Genomic DNA, 19685 nt, shown 5'->3' on the forward strand with positions numbered 1-19685 from the left:
GATCATGACAGACCCCAAACCCCTCTTCATTCTCAACGGACCAAACCTCAACCGGCTTGGAAAACGCGAGCCTGAGATTTACGGCTACACGACAATCGGCGAAATCGAAACGTGGTGCAGGCAGGCGGCTGGAAAGCGGCCGGTGGAATTTCGCCAGACGAACAGCGAGGAACGGCTTATCGAATGGGTGCACGAAGCGATTGATGAGGATGCTGCAGGCATCATCATCAATCCAGCCGCGTTCACCTTCACGTCGCTTGCTTTGCTGGATGCGTTAAAGATGTTTCCCGGTCCGATAATCGAATTTCACATCAGCAATGTTCACCGGCGTGAACCGATCTATCACCGCTCCTACGTCTCGATGCGTGCTACTGCGGTAATGGCGGGTCTGGGCGCTACAGGCTATCCCACAGCGGTTCACGCCATTGAAGCGCTCATTGAGCAAAACAAGGTCTGATGGTGCTCGCAAGGTCTTGCGCGAGGCTGAAAAGGTCAGCCAGCAGAAGAAACACCGGTCATGGTGATGGTGCGGGCATCCCAAAGGGGAATAGGCGCATTGTTCACTGCCGTCTGCGGCCGGGAAATAGCCGATGGAAGGCTCGTGCCGATCCTCCCATCCTATGAATTCAGGCAAGTGGAAGTCCATGCCATCTATCCGCCGGGGCCGCGCTCGGCTGCCAAAACGAAAGCTTTTGTTACATTGCTTGGCGAGCAAGTAGGCGTGCTTTTTGGTCAGGACAAAGGGCTGGTGTCATCTTCCATCGAGCAGAACTGAGTTCCGCATCCATTCTAAAAAGGCGGACAGATTCCTTTCGTGTCATGACGCCTTCCTGACGAGTGGATGGGTGGATGGCAAGCAGCTCCTCGTGACAGCCAAACGCTGCCTATCCGGCGAGGAATAACGAGGACCCCTTGGCACGGACACGTCCAAATCGGCAGGGAACTGACCCCGTCTACGGCTTTCCTATATAAACCTTGTTGAATCCTACAATGGCCGAATCCCATGGATATGCCTTGACCAAAGACGAGATTCCGGCATTCATAGCCGAGCTGATGTCAATCGGGTGCGAGCCAGTCGCGCTGGCTAACTATGATGGTTGGTTAATCGGTGACGCCGATCTTCCTGAGTGCGAACAGGTCCAAAAGCCTTTGAAAGAGATTTGCGACCGCTACGGACCACGCGACCACCTTCATCACGAGATCGTAGCCTACCTACGCGATATTGGCCGCATTCCCGACTTCCAGAAACATTGAGCCGTCCGAAGGTGCGGTTGATCACGTGTTCCGCGATGGCCTCGGACTCCTCGCTATCACGCCGCATCCGCCTACTTCGGAAGGAAATCAAGGTCTACGGTGTTTTCACCGAGCGCGGTCGAGCTTGTCGGGTTTGACCATCTCGGGGATCTGATCCTCGTGCACCAACTTCCATTCCCGCCTGTAGCCGACGATGTCGCGCCAGATCGTTCGGCCGATCCGCTGACCGAGACCGGGGATCGTGTCGACGCTGATCGAAAGTGCCGTTTTCGCTTCCAGCGGAAGACGAGTTCGCTGGCGTAGGTATCAACGTGCTTGTCGCGGACACCATGGTATGTTCCGTAGCTTGATCGCTTGAAGTAGCGCAGCGGAAGCCTGTCCGGGCCCACCATCGCCCGGCGGATCTTGTGGAGCAGGAGCCAGGCGGTTTTGTAACTGCCAAGGCTTTGGCTTCGGCTAGAGCTGAACGGCGGACATTCCATTGGAATCGGTGGCAAGGAGGTCGGCGCCTAGAAACCAGATGCGCAGCGGCAGTTGCGTGCTGTGCATCACCGTGCCAGCAATGAGCGATGTCTGGTGGCGGCAGCCGGTGGTCGTCCGCGTCCCGCCATCATCGACAATAACACCCACTCGCCGGTATCATCCAACGATCATTGCCCGCAGCCGGGCCAATAAGCCATCCGGCCGGTCAACATATCTTACCCGGATGTACCGAGCGGTCTTTTCCGCGCTAACTGTCGTGCCGAAATGACAGTAGCAGACGATTTTGTGCAATTGACCGTCCGAGAGTTCGAAGAACCGTTTCGCTTCTCCGTAGGTGTCGTTTTCAAGCCCGGCGGCCCGAAGGACCGGATCGTTGAAGGCGACCGAGATCGCTGAGTTGTCACAGCGCAAGGCAGCGCGCACAGCACGCGGTTGAAATTCAGTTTCAAGTAGCGTCGAAAGGATCCGCTGCGGATCCGCTTCGAGGAGTTCCACCCAACGTTGAAGACGCTTATCGCGCGGCATGGCTCGATGGGGAAAGTCCTGGTCGATCCTGGCAAAACTTTGCAGTTGGTCGAATTCATGGTGCTTCATGTCGCCCTCCATTGAACGAGTGATGCTCAGCCCCATGACAGAAGTGTGAACCGTCCAAATGCCCAAGTCCAGTCACCCATGCGAGGTAAGAAGCGCCCGAGGGGTTCTGTCCGATATCGGACGCTTGGCGCTGATTTCCGACGTGACCGTGTTCCTTGAGCCGCTTCCCACACGAAAGTTGTCCCGGAACAAGGAGGAACGACGATGGTAAGCTCTGATCTGAGTCGGGCCATCTCCGCGTGGGGGGCGTCGGAACGCTTAAGTGACGGCGGCGCGTGCCAAACACGAGAGGCCCGATCGAGTTCGGCAGTTAGAGCCTGCTCGAAGATCTGCCTGACACCACTGTGGTCTCCTTCCCGACAAATGCAATCGATAACCGCGTGATTTGGCCACAGTGTCGCGCGCCGGGGCGGGACATAATCGTCGGCCGAGACTGCCTTTGCCCGGCTTGATAGGATCAAGCCGGGGCCGATATTCACGTAGAGCGTTCCCGGTTGAGTCAGAGCCGCGGAAGCGCTCTATCTCTTTTTTTACGCATGTCCTAACGGAAAACCGCTTCGCACTTTTACTGGAAATGCTTCAGGCCGCTTTTTCTGCGGTCTGATTCACGACCTTGGTGGCGATCGCGGTCAGAGCTATGTCTGTTGCCTGCTCTTCGTCGAGCGTCGTCTGGAGCAGCTTGGCGGCATCTTTCATGCCCAGTTCCAGGGCCCACGTCCGCAAGGTGCCATAGCGTGACATTTCGTAGTGTTCGACAGCCTGCGCAGCCGCGAGCAATCCGGCGTCGAGCGCGGGCGAGCCTTCATACTCGTCCATGATCGAGGCGCCTTCCTGGGTGATGCCCATGATCGCGTCACATGTCTTCTTTTCCGGCTTCTTGCCGATCATCTTGAAGACCTGGTCCAGTCGCTCGACATGAACCTTTGTCTCGCCGAGATGCTTGATAAATGCATCCTTGAGCTGCTTGCTCTTGGCGGCATCGCGCATCTTCGGCAGTGTGTCGACGATCTTGTTTTCGGCGAAATAGACGTCCTTCAATGTATCGTGAAAAAGCACGTCCAGCGTTTTGATTTCCTTGGCCATGATGGCTCCTGTGGTTAGAGGACTCTCTGTCATGCTCCAGGCGACGCGCCTGGTCGTGCTGGCTGCCCATGAGGGGCGGCCAGGTATTTGACGTCAGAGGGTTGGCGGACGTAGCTGTCGGATGGGGTGAGATGGCTAGCGAGCGACTCGATCGTGAGGATCGCCGGTTTTGGGTACTTGGCCGGAATCCCGACCCTCGCGCGTTCTTGCTGTTCGTATGTCAACGATAGAATGGTTCTTCGCTTTGGGCGGAGTACGTCGCGTCTCGTGCCATAGAGCACATTCCAAAAGGGACGCTTCATCCGTGTTGCCGAACCGGAATTCATCCAGGATGAACCTCGCCAGGCGATCGGCCTGTATGCCGCGCTCCAGGAGCCGTGTCTTCAAACAGGTCGCCTCAAAAACCCTGCGCACTGCTGAAAGATCGCGGGGGCTGAGATGGTGGCCTGTCAGGCTGGGCAGTGTGTGCATCGAATTCTCCCGTTTGGAACATAAGAAGGGCTGACGGCCGATCGGTAGCCGTTCAAGCCGGCGGTCAAGCAGGAGACTTCGCGGTGACGCTTGAGATAGCGCCGCCTTCGTCATCCCATCGATCAATCGCCTCGGCTTTCGTCTGCTGAGGCGTCTGATGTTCTCCGCTTGAAGCATCGCCACGTTCGACAAGGGCTGCGGTAAGCCTTTCGCGGCTATTGATACCGTTTTCGAGCGCCGTCATCAGGAAACGCGTGGCAGCAAGCCGTCCACTTGGATCTGCCTTGGCTGTCGTTCCGTAGAAACCCGCAGCGGTAAGCACCTCGACCAATAGGCTGAGGTCGTCGGCATCAAGATAGTGTTCTGGGTGGCTGGAAGACATGATGTCCTCCTTTGGTTGGGGCACAGGTACATGACGACCCGTTCGCGACAGCGCCCGCTTCAATCGCTGTCGACGAAGTATCCTGCGCGCAATATTGCACTGAGGCAACAGACTTCCGTCAAGCGCCAGACATAAGTGCATTACCGACTAATGTGCCTTGCTGCAACTTTCGTGCATCCATGGCATTTGCTAGATCGAGCCTGCGGGGGCCGGCTTTTGCAAAGATTTCGCGCGCGGCAAGCGGTGCCAAACGATAGGCCCGAATGAATTCTTCTAGATCGTAGACTGCATCCCAGCCGCGAAGCAGGGCCTCTCTTTCATACTTGAAATGCCTGGTCATCGAAACGCTCCCGGGTGTCGGATCTCGGCGCAAAAACGGCCATTTGCCAGGCGGCGGAGGAAGCGTCAGATGGGGTATGTGTACTGCTAAACGGCGTGGGGCGCACAAAGTTCCCAAATAGGGCGTCTGCACAAGATACGTTTCGGTAACCGCGGCACGCGTGCTAGAGAACCGGATTTCCGCATCGGTTCGAGCATGGCATGCCGCAGGTCTTCGTTAAGGCGACCAAACGAACTTCGCGGAGAATTGGCGGAGCCCTTCGAATGTGTTCACGAATAGAACGTCGAAGACCAGGCAGAAATCCGGGATCAGGACGCGCTTCTTCAGTTTATGCGTGACCACGGTGGCGCCGATCGAACGCGCCTTGGCGATCAGTAGTGAATCTGCGCTGTCGAGGAATTTCGCAACTGCCGGCTATAGTGGGCTGTTGCCATGTGCAGGACGATTTCGGCGAAATTGCCCTGCGTGTCGACGTCTCGACGCCAGGAACCACTCGGGCTCTGATCACGTTCGTGAGTAGCCGCGTAACATCAGCTTCGATCCTCATGCAGTCGCAATCCAGTTGGGTCACGTGGCGGGATTTCTGTCCTTCAACCGCATGCACCTGATCCCTCTGAGCAACCGCAAACAAAGCGGCGCCTCGCGTTCGAGGCTTAGTAAACTACACACTCGTTACAGTAATTTACGTTGCTCTGAGCCCGGAAGCGACGCAGCGTAAGTAGTGCATTGAAGAAATCTATTTCACAGATCCAACGCAATTTTACAGGTTCGGCCATGAGAGCAAAGACACGTACGACGAAACTCCTTTGCGCCGACATCGGCGGTCTGACAACTTCCCCAAAGGACAATATCATCAAGGCTTCCTTAGGATTACCGATGAGTCAGCTTGAGCCTACCAACTGGTCAAGGGAGGGCGCGCCGACAACTGGCAGCGCTCGCCACAACCCAAAGAACCTAGGGAGAGAACGACCAATGAAATTGATCGACAGCAGACTCAGCGGGCTGATGATGGCCCTTGCGGCATCGACTTTCCTCGCCTGCACGATTGGAGCAAGCGCCCAAACGGCAACCCCGCCTGCATCTATCCTGACGCCGGACAAGGTCGAGACTCGCATCGGCACACTCGACTTCAAGGACGGCATGCCGAGCAAGGAAACCATCGAAAAGATCTATGACAATCTGGACTTCACGCACGGGTTCGAGGCGTTCGTGAACACTTTCCAGGGTGTCAGCATAGCGGCGCTTCACAAAGGCTTTCAGAGCGTCGGGGTGAAAGACAATGAAGTCCTCATTTTCTCCGATCTGATGGATTCCAAGTCTCTATTCCTGACGGCTAACGCGGACACGATCTATTCCTTGGGAATGCTCGATCTCTCCAAGGGACCGATGGTGCTTGAGGTGGGACCCAAGATGTTGGGCGCTATCGACGACCAGTGGTTCCGCTGGGTTATTGATTTGGGCGCGCCCGGGGCTGATCGCGGTGAAGGCGGCAAGTATCTCATCCTGCCACCTGGCTACGAGGGTAACGTTCCCGAAGGGGGCTACTTTGTGGCCCGCGCCCGCACCAACTTCGTTATCTGGTTCGCTCGCGCGTTCATGGAGAACAACGATCCAAAGCCGGTGGTCGAACAGATCAAGAAAACACTTAAGGTCTATCCGTACCAAGCCGGCGGCTACGGCACGCCCGTTTCCGAATTCCTTGACGGTAAAACCAAACTCGGGCCGATCACCCCGCCGCCACCGACTGTTTTCCACGAAGGCAGTGGTGTGGTGATGAACACGATACCGCCCAACGACTACTCGTATTACGAGTGGCTCAACGAAATCGTGCAACAGGAGCCTGCAACGGCGCTCGACGCCGAGTTGATGGGCCCGATCGCAGCCATCGGCATCGTCAAAGGCAAACCCTTCGCGCCGGATGCGCGGATGAAGAAGATCCTCACCGAAGCCGTGGCGCTAGCCAACGCCACGTCGCGCACCTTGTTCATGGCTCCTCGCGCTGAGGACTGGTACTATTACCCCGGTTCGAGTTGGGTGAACCAGTTGTTTGTCAGCGGCTACGAGTTCGAAACGCCGATTCCAGAAATTACGCCAGAGGGCGCCAAGCCCTACCCGGCGACGGGATACCGCTTGCTGGACTCCAGAACGTCCTTCTTCTACGGCGTCACCGGCATTACGCCAGGGATGGCCATGCGCGTGCCGGGCATTGGTTCGCAGTACCTGTGGACGATCGTGGATGCAGACAAGCAGCCCTTCGACGGTGCCAAGACCTACAAGGTGACGCTGCCGAAGGACATTCCTTACGCCAATTTCTGGTCCTTTATTGCCTACGACAACCAGACGCGTTCGATGCTCGATACCCCCCAGCGCTACCCGCGCGCCGGCAGCCAGAGCTATCCTTCGCCCGCGGCCGAGGCAGCTGCCGACGGCACGACGACGGTCTGGTTCTCGCCGCAACAACCTGAAGGCGTCGCTCGAGGTAACTGGATCCAGACCGTGCCCAGTAAGGGGTTTATCCCGTGCCTGCGTCTCTACGGACCGCTCGAACCATTTTTCACGAAGGAATGGAGGCCAAGCGAGGTTGAACTGGTGACCAAGTGACGGGACGCAGATCTCCAGTAGAGAGCTGAAGGATACCAGCTCTGCAGCAGTGGTGAAGGAAGCTTGCTCTCATTTCTAAGGAGAATTTCAATATGAACATCAATCGCTTCGCAACCGTAGTAGCCTTTGCGGGAGGCCTTGCCATCGCGACGGGTGCGATCGCGCAAGACGTCGCCAAGAAACCACACGTCCCGCTGGAAAAAACCATCGGCCATGTCACGCCGACTGGTCCGGTCCCATCGCTGGCGGTGATCAATTCGGATGGCGCTACGCTTGACGGTAGCAAATTGGTGCTGACGGGTGTGTCGAAGAACTCGATCGTGTTCGCCGACCGGCCCGTTCGCGCTGCAGGTCATGTAACCACCCAGCAGTTCATCATGCAGTGGGATGAAGGCAAGGACAACTTCGCAATCGACCCGCCAAATGCGACGGTTTCAATTCTTGGCGGCGACGGCTCGGATGTGAACGACGCCGTGGTTACGCTCAAGTCGCCGAAGCTGGAAGGAAATACGCTCACGTTCGACGTTGCCGTCCTGGAAGGCAGCCTGAACAATGCGAGCGGTCCAGCAGCTCTTTTCATTGACGCCTTCGCGTTTCGCGGACCGGGCGGCGGTGGATTCGCCCATGTGGGTGGCTACGGTGGCGCGGTTTGGCACGGTGGTGGATACGGCTACCACGGTGGCGCTTACTGGCACGCCCCGGTCTATCACGGCGCGTGGTATGGCGCTGGCGCCGTCGCGGGGGCAGCTGTTGCCGGGGCTGCTGTTGGCGCAGCCGTAGGTGCTGCTGCTACGCCCTATTACCCACCCCCGGCGTGCGGCTACTATCCCTATCCGCCCTGCTACTGATGCAATTGGCCCATTCATGAAGCCCTGCGCCGCCGAACCGCCGACGGCACAGGGTCTCCCTCCAACGTCCGATCGCATACGCACACTTTCCGAGGCCGATTGGAAAAAACACATCGAGACCACAATCACATCAGGGAGCTGCCTCCGCCTCGGAGCAAGCCCAATTACCATGCCGCTGCATCGCAGCGCCTCTCGGTGCCGCGATCGTGCTTGGAAATCGCCGTCACACCAAAAGTCCTTGCCAAGCGAAAGCCATCCATAAATGCGCCCCAGAGGGCGGACGAGTGATGGGTCGGCGGTTCGAATCCTAATTAAGGCGTCAGTACTTCTTTTTGCGAACGATCTTGTTGCCGCGTGGTCCGCTGACGACAGGTGTTCTGTCACGGTTTTCAGAAACAAGACTTCGCCAGCGTTCAAGGCGGTCGGCGGCCAAAGTGCCGCTTTTGACAGCTGCCTGAACTGCGCAGCCCGGTTCATGCGCATGGGTACAATCGCGAAATCGGCAAGCCGGTGCCAGTTCCTTTATGTCGGAAAAAAGCGTGTCGATCCCGTCGGTGATATCGCTGACGTAAAGTGTTCTTATTCCGGGCGTGTCTATGACCCAGCCGCCGCCTGGAATAGGATGCAGCGAGCGCGCGGTCGTGGTGTGACGGCCTTGCGCGTCATGTTCGCGAATAGTCCCGGTTTTCTGCTTTGCGTCAGATGCAGGTCTGGTCAGCGTGTTTACCAACGTCGACTTTCCTACTCCGGACGATCCCACCAGGGCGATCGTTTGGCCAACGCCGCACCAGGAACTCAAAAAGAAGCTTGCATCGGCAGAGCGCCCATTCAGGGCGACCACAGGTAGGTCACGCTGTAAAGCCTCGGCTTTGGCCTGAAATATGCCAACGTCGTCCGCGGTGTCAGCCTTGGTCAACACAATGACCGGTTTGCTGCCCGCCTCGTTGGCCATGATTAGGTAACGTTCTAGCCGGTCAATATTGAAATCGGCGTTGCACGACGTCACGATCAACAGTGTGTCGATGTTGGCAGCAACAAGTTGTTGGCCACGTCCGACTTCCGGGCGTCGCTTAAACACGGTTTTCCGGTCAAGCCGGCGGACAAGCATGTGGGACCGGGGATCGGCAAGCACCCAGTCGCCCACCGCGAAGTCAGCCGTATTGGCGTGGGCTGGTAGCTCTAGCCTGTCTGACCCCGTGGCGCCCATCGCTTCGATGCGTGCCCGGTGCACCGACGCGACGCGCTTGGGTACGAGGTCAGCTTCAGTGGGCTTTACCTGATCCGCAAAAAAGTCAGACCAACCAAGCAATTCCAACGCTGAGCGGAGGCAGGAGTTCGTCAAATTTTGCTTCGCCTTTGATTATGCAAGCTTCTTGTGCTGATGATCTCGCTTTGGCAAAGAATTTGCGTAAGCAGCAGCCTCGCCCGAGTAGGGGAAATGGTCGCCTAACTGACGGTCACCGTCATAAACTTTGAAGGTTGGCCCATCGACTTCGACGATTTTATACCCATTCACGTATTCAAACTTTGGCGTTTTCCAACCCATAAATGCTCTCCAGTGTCGGTCCAGCGTTTCCAAACGCTGAAAATGATGTCCGGCTGTCATACTTCGCAATCTATTGCAATATCACATGCCTGCACAAAAGACGAACTAGCCAACGCTGGTTCGTATCCCATCCAGAGCGTGCCGCCATCACATATGTCGCGGTGCATTTCCCGAACGCCACCGACGTCACCCCCGCGCGAAGGACTGACTGTTTGTTGATAGCGGCGGTGCACCAAGGCGGCGCTATCCTTTACCGAAGGTTCAATGCGGGCGCGTACATATGCGTTTGCAGCCATTTTTGCCTCCTTTTCGAGTCGATATGTATGTAGCCCAACTGAGCGTGATGAGGCCGCGCGTGTGATCGGCAGGTCGAAACCGCTGTAAGCTGATATATAATTACATATAAGCTAGTTTCTTTGATACGGCTTTGTATATCGGCATTGCATCGTTCTGACCACTCTATATATATTATCCTGTATTATTTCCATCGTGCGATACAGGATAATGATATGGCATATAAGACGGAGCATATAACGCAGCAGCTGCGCGCTGCGCGCGAAGCGCAGAAAATGAGCCAGCGCGAGCTGAGCGCACGATCAGGCCTGACGCAAAGCCATATTTCTCAGATAGAACGGGGCACAATGGAGCCCGGACTTGGGAGCCTGGTGGATGTGGCGCGCGCGCTCGACCTCGAGATCGTCCTTACCCCGAAAAAGCTGATGCCGGCGGTACGCAATATCCTCGATAGGACATCGAGTGATCTCCTGACATCCGACCAGCGCAAACTGGTGGGGCGCCTTGAGCGGTGGTTTGCGCAGAACAGGGGCGGGTTCGGTAGTGCTTCCGAGGCAGATTCCTTCAAAGATAGCCTCGCGCTCTTACGGCATCTTCCACTGTCGGCCGAGGAGATGGACACATTCAAAGAGGCGACTGCACGCCTCGACCGGTGGCAGGCCGATCCACCGTCCCGTCAGGAACTGAGCAGGATCGCACATGCCGTAAGACACCTACGCAACGCCGCGGTGCACCGCGACCGTGACGACGCGGTCCCTCGCTCGGCCTATGCGCTGAATGAGGAAGACGATAATGCCTAAGGTCACGGTACTCGATGTCAGGCTATATGGGGAACCAGTTGCGACCCTGACAAATCTGCAGGACGGGCGCACCGTCTTCGCGTTCAACGATGCTTATATCGAGGACGAAAAGCGGCCGACGCTTAGCCTGTCCCAGAAAGACCCGTTCGGGGCGCTCATCACGAAGTTCAGGCCGTACAACATGGTGGTCCCGCCCTTCTTCTCGAACCTACTGCCGGAAGGACCGCTGCGCAAATACCTCGCTTATCGTGCGGGTGTGAAGCCGTCGCGGGAATTCTTCCTGCTCTGGATGCTCGGCCGCGACCTGCCTGGGGCTGTGACGGTGCATCCCTCCGAAGGGGATGACGCGCCTCCGGATGACGAACAGGCTATCGTCGAAGCGCGGCCGAACGCACTGCGCTTTTCGCTGGCGGGTGTGCAGCTGAAGTTCTCGGCCTTTCAGAACGACAAAAAGGGCGGCGGCTTGACCATTCCAGCCGAGGGCACGGGTGGCTCGTGGATCGTGAAGCTGCCGTCTCAGCAATATAGCGGCGTGTCCGAGAACGAGTTCGCGATGATGACCATCGCCCGCATGATAGGTATGAACGTGCCTGAGATCCAGCTGGTTGATCTCGACGCCGTGAGCGGCCTGCCGCAGGGGGTGGGTGAACTGCACGGGCAGGCGCTGGCGATCAAGCGTTTTGACCGCACGCCGGAAGGAGCGGTGCATATCGAGGATTTTGCGCAAGTCTTCGGCGTCTTTCCCGACCACAAATACGATAAGGGCAATTACCGGATGATCGGCCGCGTGCTGGGGATCGAAACCAGCACGGCCGACGTGGCGGAATTCATCCGGCGTCTAGTCTTCAGCACGCTAATCGGCAATGGCGACATGCACCTGAAGAACTGGTCGCTAATCTATCCTGATCGCCGCACCCCTGCGCTCTCGCCAGCGTATGACTTGTTGTCGACTATCCCTTACATCGAGGGGGAAGATACGGCGGCGCTCAATTTCTCCCGCACAAAAAAGATGGCGGCACTGTCAAAGGACGAGCTGGCGCATCTGGCTGCGAAAGCGGAGCTTTCCGAAAAGCTGGTGATCGACACGTCGCGCGAGACGGTTGAACGTTTTAGGGCGGTATGGAAGGCGGAAAAGAAGAACCTGCCGATGGCCGCCAAGGTCGCCGACGCAATCGATAGGCACGCTCCGACGGTCGAGCTGTATCGTGAGTTCGCGAAGTAGTGCCTTGCGGCTCGGCATTCAACTTGTCAAGCCTTGCTGTATATTCAAGGCTTTGTCACCCGTAGACCTCCAGATCCAGTGTTGATCGCACTTGCGCTACCGCCGTGCCATTCGGCCGCCCGGCGCGTGAGTGCGGCAGTTGAACTTTGAGAGAAGGGTGGAAAATGGCCTCCAATTCCGCCTCGATCAGCTTTCGTGGGCGACGACAAGCACGTCAGGGTCTTCTGGCGCTGCCTGCCGATGCATCGCCAGTTCCGGAACCGGTGATTTATTAGGGGCCGACAGGTGCCTTGGCCGCCAGCTCGGCGGCTTTGCTCATGTTGAGCGCTTGCTGCGCACCGGCGGCTTCATCGCTTCCCCCCGTAACATGGACGGTTGGAACCGCGATCTTGATGCCGTTCTCATCGAAAGCCTTCTTGATCATCATGAAAGCGCGTCGCTTTATGGTGAACTGCGCACCCGGTTTGGTCATCAGCTTCATTCTGAGCACGATCGCGAAGTCGCCGAAGCTGTCGACGCCCTGCATCTTCAAAGGCTGAAGCGTGTCGGCAGCGAACTCAGGATCCGCAGCCAGCTCCTGACCGACCTTCTTGATGAGCCTACGAGCGAGATCTACGTCGGAATCGTAGGTGACATTGAGAGTCATCTTGTCGATCACCCAGTCGCGGCTCATGTTCTGAACGGCTCCCAGCTCGCCGAACGGCACTGTGAAGATTGGGCCGCGGTGATGCCGCAGCCTGACCGACCGCAAGCTGAACGATTCGACGGTGCCCTTGTAGCTGCCGCTCTGGATGTATTCACCGACACGGAAGGCATCGTCGAGCATATAGAAAACGCCACTCAGGACGTCCTTAACCAGCGTCTGCGAACCGAAACCGATGGCGACGCCGAAAATGCCCGCGCCGGCGATCAACGGTGCGATCTGCACGCCCAGTCCGGACAGGATCGTCAGTACGGTGACGACGCCGATGAAGACAGCGAGCACGTTGCGGAATATTGGCAGCAGCGTGCGCAGCCGCGCGCCGCGGGCGAGTTCATCGGCATTGGAACCGTCCTTTGGCCCAAGCTCCATCCGATATGCGATCAACGCCTTTGACAGCTGCCAAAGCAGGTCGGCGACCAGGAGAATGATGATGCCGTTGGACAGTCCGGATATCACGATCGCGCCAGTTTCGCTGCCGGCGAGGGCCGCAGCTCTGATCCGCCAGACATAGGCGAGCCATGCGACCGCCGCGGCAATCACCACTGCCCTGGCGCCCCTGACGATGAGCACGTTCAGCATGACGCCGACGGCCCCGGTACGCGTGATCCTGTTTGCGAAGGCTTGCGCCACATCGCCCACACCGCGCACCAGGGCCGGCAAGAGCAGCGAATAGATGCCTAGCCACATTAGTCCCAGCAATCCCGCTACCCAAGCCGACCAAAGCACGACGAGGTAGAGGGTGAGCAGTGACTTGGCGACGAGTGAAGCCGGCTTGCCGGGTCGCCGCCAGACGACTTCGACTGCCGTCGCCAGAATGCCAAGCCCGATCAGAAAGGCGGCGAGCCGGGTCACCTCGATGGAGAAGCCCAGGTCGGGCATGAGGCTGACGAAGGTCCAGCCGAACAGCAGAAAGCCGGCAATGAGGCTGACCCGCCAAAGCCAGAAACGAGCAGCCGCATCGCTTTCAAAAGCTGCCGTCGGCTGATCGGCCTTGGCGCTGGCGCCGCCCAAGGTAAACAGCAACTTGGGGATTGCCCGAACGACCCGAAACACGATGAAGGCTAGAAGCAGTGTAAGGATGATCTTACGCAGCAAGGGCGGCCATTCGAACGCCAGGAACGAGCCGACGCTGGCCAGGGCAAACGTCAGCAACGCAGCGATCTCCTCCAGGATCTGCTGTCCGGCGTCCTCTCCTGCGCCGGGTTTGTGTGCCTGGGCAAAGGCCCTCCGTATCAGCCACTCGGCGCCGAAGCCAACGGCAATCAGCACGGCCAATATGCCGACCACCAGCCCGGGCCTGTCCGAGTTCACGTCGCGCGAGACAACAGCGGCCGCGCTTGCCAGTTCCTCCGGTATCCGGGGGACTGCCTCCAAAAGCCCACCGATGCGAGCGCGGACGGCGGCCTCCCAGCTCGAAATGCCCTCGACGAGCGACCTGGAAGGCGTCTCCGCGGCAGTCGCAGGGATCTTTCCCTCGAGCCATGTCTTCACCTGCGGATCAGAGAGCAGTTCGAGGAACTGTTGTGCCTTTTCGGGTGGCACGCCCACGGGAACCTGCTGTGCCCAGCAGGTTCCAAGCAGCATCCAAAAGAGGATCGGAGCGACGGCAAACAGCAGAAAACCGATTCGAGTGGGTAGTGCGGTAGTCATGGCGCGCTCCGGATTAATTCCTGGCGGACAGCGCGACCAGATTTACACGCCATCAAACCAACCGTTTAGGCTCGACCGCGCGGCGAACTCTGCGCTCTATCCGTCTACCTATTGGGACGGTATCATAAAGTTGGGGAAGGCCGGGCCGCACCCACTCCGGCCCTTCCTCGATCAGGGCCGCGTCATCCGTGATGGTTTCAGTCGCCATCACGGTCGTCATCGTGGGGGTCGTCGTCATCGTCGAACTTGTCATGAGAAGGATCGATGACGGGGACCAGGAAGACATGCCGACCCTCGTCATCCGACTCCTCACCTGACGGAATAGCTGCCGCTCGCCTTGTCTGCCAGATCTCTGTCTCCTCAGGGGTAGCCATCCGCACATGGATCTCCGAGACACCATCCCAGAGCGCACGACCCTTATTCTGCAGGACAATCAGGTCCCGCAGGAATCCCCGGTCTGCCAGCTGTGCTTTCGCTTCAATGTCGTTGGCGGCGTCAAAAGCGGCGATGCCGCGTCCTGAAATCTCGGCGACGTATACGGTCATTTCGGACCCCCCTTATTCTCACACCGGCATCCCGACGTTCTCCTGGATATCTTGAACTCATCCGTGTAGTGTGTTGACGGCACAAGCCAACTGAATAGCGTACACACGCGTTGTTCCGATTGTCAATCGGCCGCGATTGGGACCTGGATCGGCCTTCTCGCCGATAACCACATCTTCGATTTATATACCTCACAGATAGAAAATTGGGCGCCTCGTCCCTATTTCACTCCAGACCAAATCTTGCTGAGGTTCAGCTTGCGTTGAGAGGCCCGGACATGGGAGGCCGAAAGGGGAGACGAGTTGGTGGATGCAAGAAATCCGGAACCGTGGGGCACCTTGGTGATTGCGGATGGCGTATGCGGGCCTAGCTTCTTGACGGCGCTTTCATCCGATATGTGCCAGAACGCGATCTCGCTGCCCATATCCTTCTCAAGTCTCGATGATTGCGGCCTCCTGGTCCCTTGCAACCAACTGGCTGCGCGCTGAGCTCTAATGCCATCGGGTCGACGCCGGATTGGAGCACCTAAAACCGCGCAGGTCGATGTGCGGGCATTCGGTGGTCTCGCTGGGCGACGATGGTGTCTTGAACGTTGCGTCTGACAAGGGCGTTGCCACATTTGCGGGCCCGCCGCATCCTGGTTTCTACCGGCGCGCGTGAGACGCCGCGCTCGGCGAGGCTAGTATCCGGCGATCGGCCAGTGGGTATCGTCACAACAGGCACCCTGCGGTCCTATGTCACCTTCTATGGCCTCATGCCGTTCAGTCGCCCATTGATCGTCGGCTCAGAATTGGTGTCGCTGTTTCCTGCGATGGAATCCTGTTTACCGGGCGCTTCACGCCGGAGGCCGCGCTTTTCCTGCAGTCTTCGATCGGAGTTGCTGCGGGTAGTGCCGGGCCGGCCGTTGACCAGGACGGTCGCACGGACAACCCCCTCTACTTCGCCAGCGGCAACGTATTGCGCGCCGTGGAGACTTGCAGTTGGGCTTTCCGCGAAGGGACAGTCGTGGGGGCGGCGATTGCGCTAGACCTGGACAGGGGAGGGGAGGCCGGACCACCGTTGCTCTCACCTTCGATCCGCCGGCGAAGCTGGTGGTGCCGCAGATCTCGCGACGCGTCGAGTTGAACGTGTCCGCCTTCCGTCAATTCAAGCTACGCTTCAATCGACGCTGTCGCGGTGTCCTGTCACTCGAACTCGATGGCCGCCAGGTGTCGCGAAAGGCCCAGCTTTGGATGCCGGAACGACGGGTCCCAGTACCTATTCCGGACGCTGCACGCCAAGCGCAGGCAGTCCATTTTCGCTTTCGGGAGGATTAGGGAATGTTGTAAAAATGCAGTTGGCGTGCTTCGCCGCCGTGCTGACCACAAGGCATCGGGTCGATGTCGTGCCCTGGTCTATGGCCGCAACGCGCATAAACATGCAAATTGAAGTCACCGCGCCACGTCTTACGAGAATCCCTGACCACTCAAGGCCTGAACTACCGGACCCCGTTTTGCTTGGTGCTGCTCTGCGACTTGCCCGCACCCGGGCCGCCTTTCGACACACCGCCCCCGTGGCTGCTTCCTGGATTTGTCGGATCCGGTCCATTGCCCCAACCATTGTTGCCCTTAGTACTGCCACCTCCGCCGGATGCCGCAATCGCCTTCGACGTCAGGCTGGTGGACAGAAGCATCGTCACGACAGGCGGGGTTACGACTGCAAAGCGGCCGCAGTCCTTCAGGAATTCGCGCCGGTCTTCGTTGCTTCGAGACTGCGAGCCGTCAACTTTTTCGGACATACGTGTTCCCCCCGCGCCTAATGTGATCAATAGTACATTAGTAAATTGAGTTATTCCAGCAAAGTCTTTGGCCTAGATCTGGGCCTTTAAGCTGGTCGGATGTGACTTTCATCCAAAATGTGCACTCCGGCTTGTCACTTCGCCTACCTCAACCAAAGCGCGCTCTAACAGTTTCGAAACAGCCCTACAGTTTACCAAGCGGCTTCGGGCGAAAAATGCGTCGCAACTCGCGAACCTTTCGCTCAATTTCCTGGCGCCAGGAAGGATAGGGCTCGCCACCGAAGCGATCCCAGGAACGGTAGTGGGCAAGTTCCGAGATAAGTGTCAGGAGCGTGAGCGGGCCCGCAAGATACTCGCGGCCGAGCTGAAAATGCCGCCGGGCAAACTGGATCCTGGCCATCCATCCCACCCCGCTAGTAGCCGGCCGGTCTAGCCCGAGCAGCGCGTCGGCCGTCACGATTTGCGTATCCACAGCGTTTCTCTCATAACCGCTCGCGAAGAGCCCTCTCAACTCATTCCAGTCGATCGGTGATGTGCGGGAGAGCTTCGCGATGTCCAGAAGGTGGCGCAGGTCCATCAGCCCACGCCAGTAATCCCCGTCCTGAAACTGATCGTGCAGAAGCAAGAGGACGATCTGCGCAAGGGGCGTGGGTAGGCGCACGCGACTACCGGCAATATCTAGCGCGCGGCTGTGACGGTGGAGCCATTCTGCGTTACCGAAGGAGGACGGCCCCCTCGGTCGGCACTGAAGGTCAATGCTCCCGACATACGTTGGACGGACCAGAACGACCGGGAGATGATATTTTGTGTTTCCTGGCCAGGAACCTTCGCCGGCTGAAAGCTCGATCTCGTATCCGACATGGCGCAATGTTTCTATTGCGGCGGCCATGTTCTCCGGACGGACAAGAATATCCAAATCGGTCAGAATGCGGGCGCCGAACTCTTCAGGGTCTGCACTCACGAGAACCGCTGTTCCCTTCATAACGACCGGTTCTATGCCAATGTCGTTGAGACGGGCGCTCGCCTCGATCAGTTGCGCCTTCAGTCTGCAATTCCGCTCCGCGTTGCGCGCGTAGATCATTGCCAGGTAATTGCTCACGTCTTCAGGCAAGTCCTGCGTTTCGGACTTCTTAGCCGCCGCTGCGAGAGAGGTGATCGTCAGGCTCCTGTTCGCAAGAGCTATGATCGCGTCCCAGTTCGCGTCTTTTGGTATCTGCCCATTGAGGCAGCAGGCAAGCGTAAGGAGGTCGCGTCTGCTATTGCCTGTCATGAAGGCGGCTCAAGGTTTCTACGGCCTCGTCGAGGGCAGAGTACGTAAGTTCGACGGCGCGCGCCCCTGAAACCATCTGCAGGAGTCGCTGAAACTGCGGCAAAGCGAGGCGGCGCCCAGGCGTGAAAGCACCGGCCACCAGTTCAGAAAGCACTTTTAGGGCCTCAACGTCTGTAACCACGACCGGTCCGTTTCGCCGACGGCGGAGCAGTACGATGGCTTCAAGCGGAACCCGTTCCTGTGTGGCATAGCAAAGCCCTTTCGGATAGCGGACGCGTTTATTGTCAAGCCGCCGGTGGATAGGTGCCGCCAGAATGGCATCCGTCATTTGGTCGAGCAGACCCCAAGAACCCTGCTTGAGTGCCGGCGAGAAGGGCACGCCCACAAGTAGGCCATCTTCGTCCAAAAGTGCGATGTCATCCCCGCCGCAGGCGAAACCTGCTGCAAGCAGCGCCATGGCGAGCGTGGTCTTGCCAGCCCCCGGCGCGCCACAGATTAACAGGCCTCTGGCGTTCCTGACGAGCAATGCTGCGTGTAGGGCGATGTTCGCTCCAAGATTCGCAAGAACGTCGTCTGTTATTAGCGCCTTAAGCGCGGGGGCAGCTTCCGAGCCGGCGACGATCATTCCTGAGGTACGATTTCGGCTGATGCATACGCGATCGCCAAGCCGCGCCACGTCGTAGACAGCCGTGTGTAACGTATCGGCGTTCGTCCTGTTGTGGGCGAAAACGGGTAGAATGAGATCGCGAAGATCTTGATCGTAAAAGGCTATCGAAACGGTGGTACCGGCGAAAACGAACTTTCGGGTATCTAGTAACTGGCCCTCCTCCTCATCGAAAATGATCTCCAGTAGATTGCGTCGTGACCAATAGGCCAGGTAATTTTGCACCGACGCATGAGCCCGGGCCCGGCTGGCGCCACGCGCCATGACCGCGGTTTCCAATTCATGAGGCGACGTGGGGTCGGTGAGAAGGCAGGTAAGATAAGCGCTCAGCTCATCGAGCTGAAGAATCTGCTGCGACGCCTCGTCAAATATTGTCTTTCGCTCGCCCAGCAGGAAAAAACTTGCACCGGCGGAGAGGCGGAACTTCATTCCTATCCCATTTGTGTTCGCCACGGACAGTCCATCCACATTAACGATCGAAAGAACGGTTGCAAGGGTGTCCGGTTCTCGGGAGTCGGTCGGGAGCTGACGCGGGCTCGGGCGACCGGGCCAGCCGGAGCCCCTCCCTGATCAGCGCCGCCCGCACCATACGGAATGTCGCGACAGCGGAAGGCAAGAAGGTGCGAGCCTCAGAGCGTGGCCAAAGCAGGGTAAAGAAGAGATCGACGGCGTCGCTGTCGGGACTGTTGAAATCTATCGGATGCGCTAGTCGCGTACGATGCTACAGGCGACGAGCTCGATCGCAGCAACGCGTGCGGAACGGCGATGCCACGACCGATGGCAGTCGAGCGGAGACTTTCGCGCCCGCCAAACGCCCCGGAGAACCACCCGATCATCAAGCCCGGTTCTCCGCGCAATTTTTACGGCGATTTTGGAGGGCGCCGAGTGCTTTCCCATTGTCGCAAGGTACGCGACAGTTCGTACGAACAGCTATTGGCCGCTGGAATTCCGCGCCCTCGGCTTTGAAGGGAAAAGGTTATCCCCGATGGTCGCGTGCCAGCCGATTGAGCGCGTGCTGCAGATTGTTCTGCTTCATTCTTCTGACCCCATGGTGGGAGGCCTGCAAGGCCGATCCCGGAGAGAAGCAAGGCCCCGCGATGGATTTCTTTATGACGGAGAAGGAGCTCGAAGATGGCTTGACCTCGAGCCGCCGAATGGAG

The 19685-nt window shown here is 58.2% G+C and carries 21 protein-coding genes and 2 pseudogenes; 9 read left to right on the forward strand and 14 right to left on the reverse strand.

The features are described from left to right. The first annotated feature begins 4 nt into the window (after positions 1–4). The 4 genes from C6558_RS27280 (at position 5) to C6558_RS27295 (ending at position 1557) form a co-directional block, all read left to right on the forward strand. Entirely contained in the window at positions 5–457 is a 453-nt protein-coding gene (locus tag C6558_RS27280) for a type II 3-dehydroquinate dehydratase (RefSeq protein WP_057213428.1), read from the forward strand. A 99-nt stretch (positions 458–556) separates the two neighbouring features. Next, positions 557–775: a hypothetical protein gene (locus C6558_RS27285; protein WP_199197059.1), complete on the forward strand. Its 219-nt coding sequence runs from the start codon at positions 557–559 to the stop codon at positions 773–775. Between the two features lie 239 nt (positions 776–1014). Next, positions 1015–1254, forward strand: a complete 240-nt coding sequence (locus tag C6558_RS27290) for a hypothetical protein (RefSeq protein ID WP_082557299.1) — start codon at positions 1015–1017, stop codon at positions 1252–1254. Positions 1255–1353: 99 nt separating this feature from the next. Continuing rightward, a complete protein-coding gene (locus C6558_RS27295) occupies positions 1354–1557 on the forward strand; it encodes a hypothetical protein (protein ID WP_057213437.1) in 204 nt (67 codons plus the stop codon). Positions 1558–1619: 62 nt separating this feature from the next. Here C6558_RS27295 and C6558_RS41040 read toward each other — a convergent pair. From C6558_RS41040 to C6558_RS41045, 6 genes and pseudogenes are all read right to left on the reverse strand, one after another. After that, positions 1620–1839, reverse strand: a pseudogene (locus C6558_RS41040) (IS1595 family transposase); the annotation flags it as partial. 54 nt (positions 1840–1893) lie between these two features. Then, a complete protein-coding gene (locus C6558_RS27300; protein ID WP_107028023.1) occupies positions 1894–2331 on the reverse strand; it encodes a hypothetical protein in 438 nt (145 codons plus the stop codon). Between the two features lie 579 nt (positions 2332–2910). Continuing rightward, positions 2911–3414 (reverse strand): ferritin-like domain-containing protein, encoded by a 504-nt coding sequence (locus C6558_RS27310; protein ID WP_057213440.1) that lies wholly within the window; start codon positions 3412–3414, stop codon positions 2911–2913. A 535-nt stretch (positions 3415–3949) separates the two neighbouring features. Beyond that, on the reverse strand, positions 3950–4267 hold the full coding sequence (locus C6558_RS27315; RefSeq protein ID WP_057213445.1) for a hypothetical protein: 318 nt from the start codon (positions 4265–4267) through the stop codon (positions 3950–3952). A gap of 118 nt (positions 4268–4385) precedes the next feature. After that, positions 4386–4607: a hypothetical protein gene (locus C6558_RS27320; protein WP_057213447.1), complete on the reverse strand. Its 222-nt coding sequence runs from the start codon at positions 4605–4607 to the stop codon at positions 4386–4388. Between the two features lie 216 nt (positions 4608–4823). Beyond that, entirely contained in the window at positions 4824–4982 is a 159-nt protein-coding gene (locus C6558_RS41045) for a DUF4411 family protein (RefSeq protein ID WP_347376841.1), read from the reverse strand. 597 nt (positions 4983–5579) lie between these two features. Here C6558_RS41045 and C6558_RS27330 point away from each other — a divergent pair. After that, entirely contained in the window at positions 5580–7208 is a 1629-nt protein-coding gene (locus tag C6558_RS27330) for a DUF1254 domain-containing protein (RefSeq protein ID WP_057213450.1), read from the forward strand. A 92-nt stretch (positions 7209–7300) separates the two neighbouring features. Further along, positions 7301–8056 (forward strand): hypothetical protein, encoded by a 756-nt coding sequence (locus tag C6558_RS27335; RefSeq protein WP_057213453.1) that lies wholly within the window; start codon positions 7301–7303, stop codon positions 8054–8056. Positions 8057–8375: 319 nt separating this feature from the next. Here C6558_RS27335 and rsgA read toward each other — a convergent pair whose 3' ends face one another. From rsgA to C6558_RS41050, 3 genes are read right to left on the reverse strand one after another with little or no spacing between them, the layout of a single operon-like run. Beyond that, the gene (gene rsgA / locus C6558_RS27340) at positions 8376–9398 is read right to left on the reverse strand and encodes a ribosome small subunit-dependent GTPase A (protein ID WP_057213456.1); all 1023 of its coding nucleotides are present in this window, start codon (positions 9396–9398) and stop codon (positions 8376–8378) included. Between the two features lie 18 nt (positions 9399–9416). Next, entirely contained in the window at positions 9417–9602 is a 186-nt protein-coding gene (locus tag C6558_RS27345; RefSeq protein ID WP_057210199.1) for a hypothetical protein, read from the reverse strand. 56 nt (positions 9603–9658) lie between these two features. Further along, the gene (locus C6558_RS41050; RefSeq protein ID WP_244494624.1) at positions 9659–9898 is read right to left on the reverse strand and encodes a hypothetical protein; all 240 of its coding nucleotides are present in this window, start codon (positions 9896–9898) and stop codon (positions 9659–9661) included. Positions 9899–10111: 213 nt separating this feature from the next. Here C6558_RS41050 and C6558_RS27355 point away from each other — a divergent pair, with 213 nt between their 5' ends. Both C6558_RS27355 and C6558_RS27360 read left to right on the forward strand, forming a co-directional pair. Beyond that, complete coding sequence (locus C6558_RS27355) at positions 10112–10696, forward strand: helix-turn-helix domain-containing protein (protein WP_057213459.1); 585 nt, start codon at positions 10112–10114, stop codon at positions 10694–10696. Then, complete coding sequence (locus C6558_RS27360; protein ID WP_057213462.1) at positions 10689–11918, forward strand: type II toxin-antitoxin system HipA family toxin; 1230 nt, start codon at positions 10689–10691, stop codon at positions 11916–11918. Before C6558_RS27355 ends, C6558_RS27360 begins: the two co-directional genes overlap by 8 nt. Before the next feature lie 271 nt (positions 11919–12189). On the opposite strand, the gene C6558_RS27365 is transcribed toward C6558_RS27360, so the two are convergent. Together C6558_RS27365 and C6558_RS27375 are read right to left on the reverse strand one after the other, a co-directional pair. Further along, entirely contained in the window at positions 12190–14271 is a 2082-nt protein-coding gene (locus C6558_RS27365; protein WP_057213465.1) for a mechanosensitive ion channel family protein, read from the reverse strand. A gap of 197 nt (positions 14272–14468) precedes the next feature. Continuing rightward, positions 14469–14816, reverse strand: a complete 348-nt coding sequence (locus tag C6558_RS27375) for a hypothetical protein (RefSeq protein ID WP_057213468.1) — start codon at positions 14814–14816, stop codon at positions 14469–14471. A gap of 547 nt (positions 14817–15363) precedes the next feature. Here C6558_RS27375 and C6558_RS41055 point away from each other — a divergent pair. Further along, a pseudogene (locus tag C6558_RS41055) lies at positions 15364–16130 on the forward strand (pyridine nucleotide-disulfide oxidoreductase); the annotation flags it as partial. Positions 16131–16291: 161 nt separating this feature from the next. Here the strand turns inward: C6558_RS41055 and C6558_RS27385 are convergent. The 3 genes from C6558_RS27385 to C6558_RS27395 form a co-directional block, all read right to left on the reverse strand. Then, the gene (locus C6558_RS27385; protein ID WP_057210204.1) at positions 16292–16591 is read right to left on the reverse strand and encodes a hypothetical protein; all 300 of its coding nucleotides are present in this window, start codon (positions 16589–16591) and stop codon (positions 16292–16294) included. Positions 16592–16775: 184 nt separating this feature from the next. Continuing rightward, a complete protein-coding gene (locus C6558_RS27390) occupies positions 16776–17861 on the reverse strand; it encodes a nucleotidyltransferase family protein (RefSeq protein ID WP_057213474.1) in 1086 nt (361 codons plus the stop codon). After that, the gene (locus C6558_RS27395) at positions 17848–18954 is read right to left on the reverse strand and encodes a hypothetical protein (protein WP_057213477.1); all 1107 of its coding nucleotides are present in this window, start codon (positions 18952–18954) and stop codon (positions 17848–17850) included. Before C6558_RS27395 ends, C6558_RS27390 begins: the two co-directional genes overlap by 14 nt. Positions 18955–19685: the final 731 nt, after the last annotated feature.

The sequence above is a fragment of the Ensifer sp. NM-2 genome (assembly GCF_003024455.1).
In the GTDB taxonomy this organism is placed as follows: domain Bacteria; phylum Pseudomonadota; class Alphaproteobacteria; order Rhizobiales; family Rhizobiaceae; genus Ensifer; species Ensifer canadensis.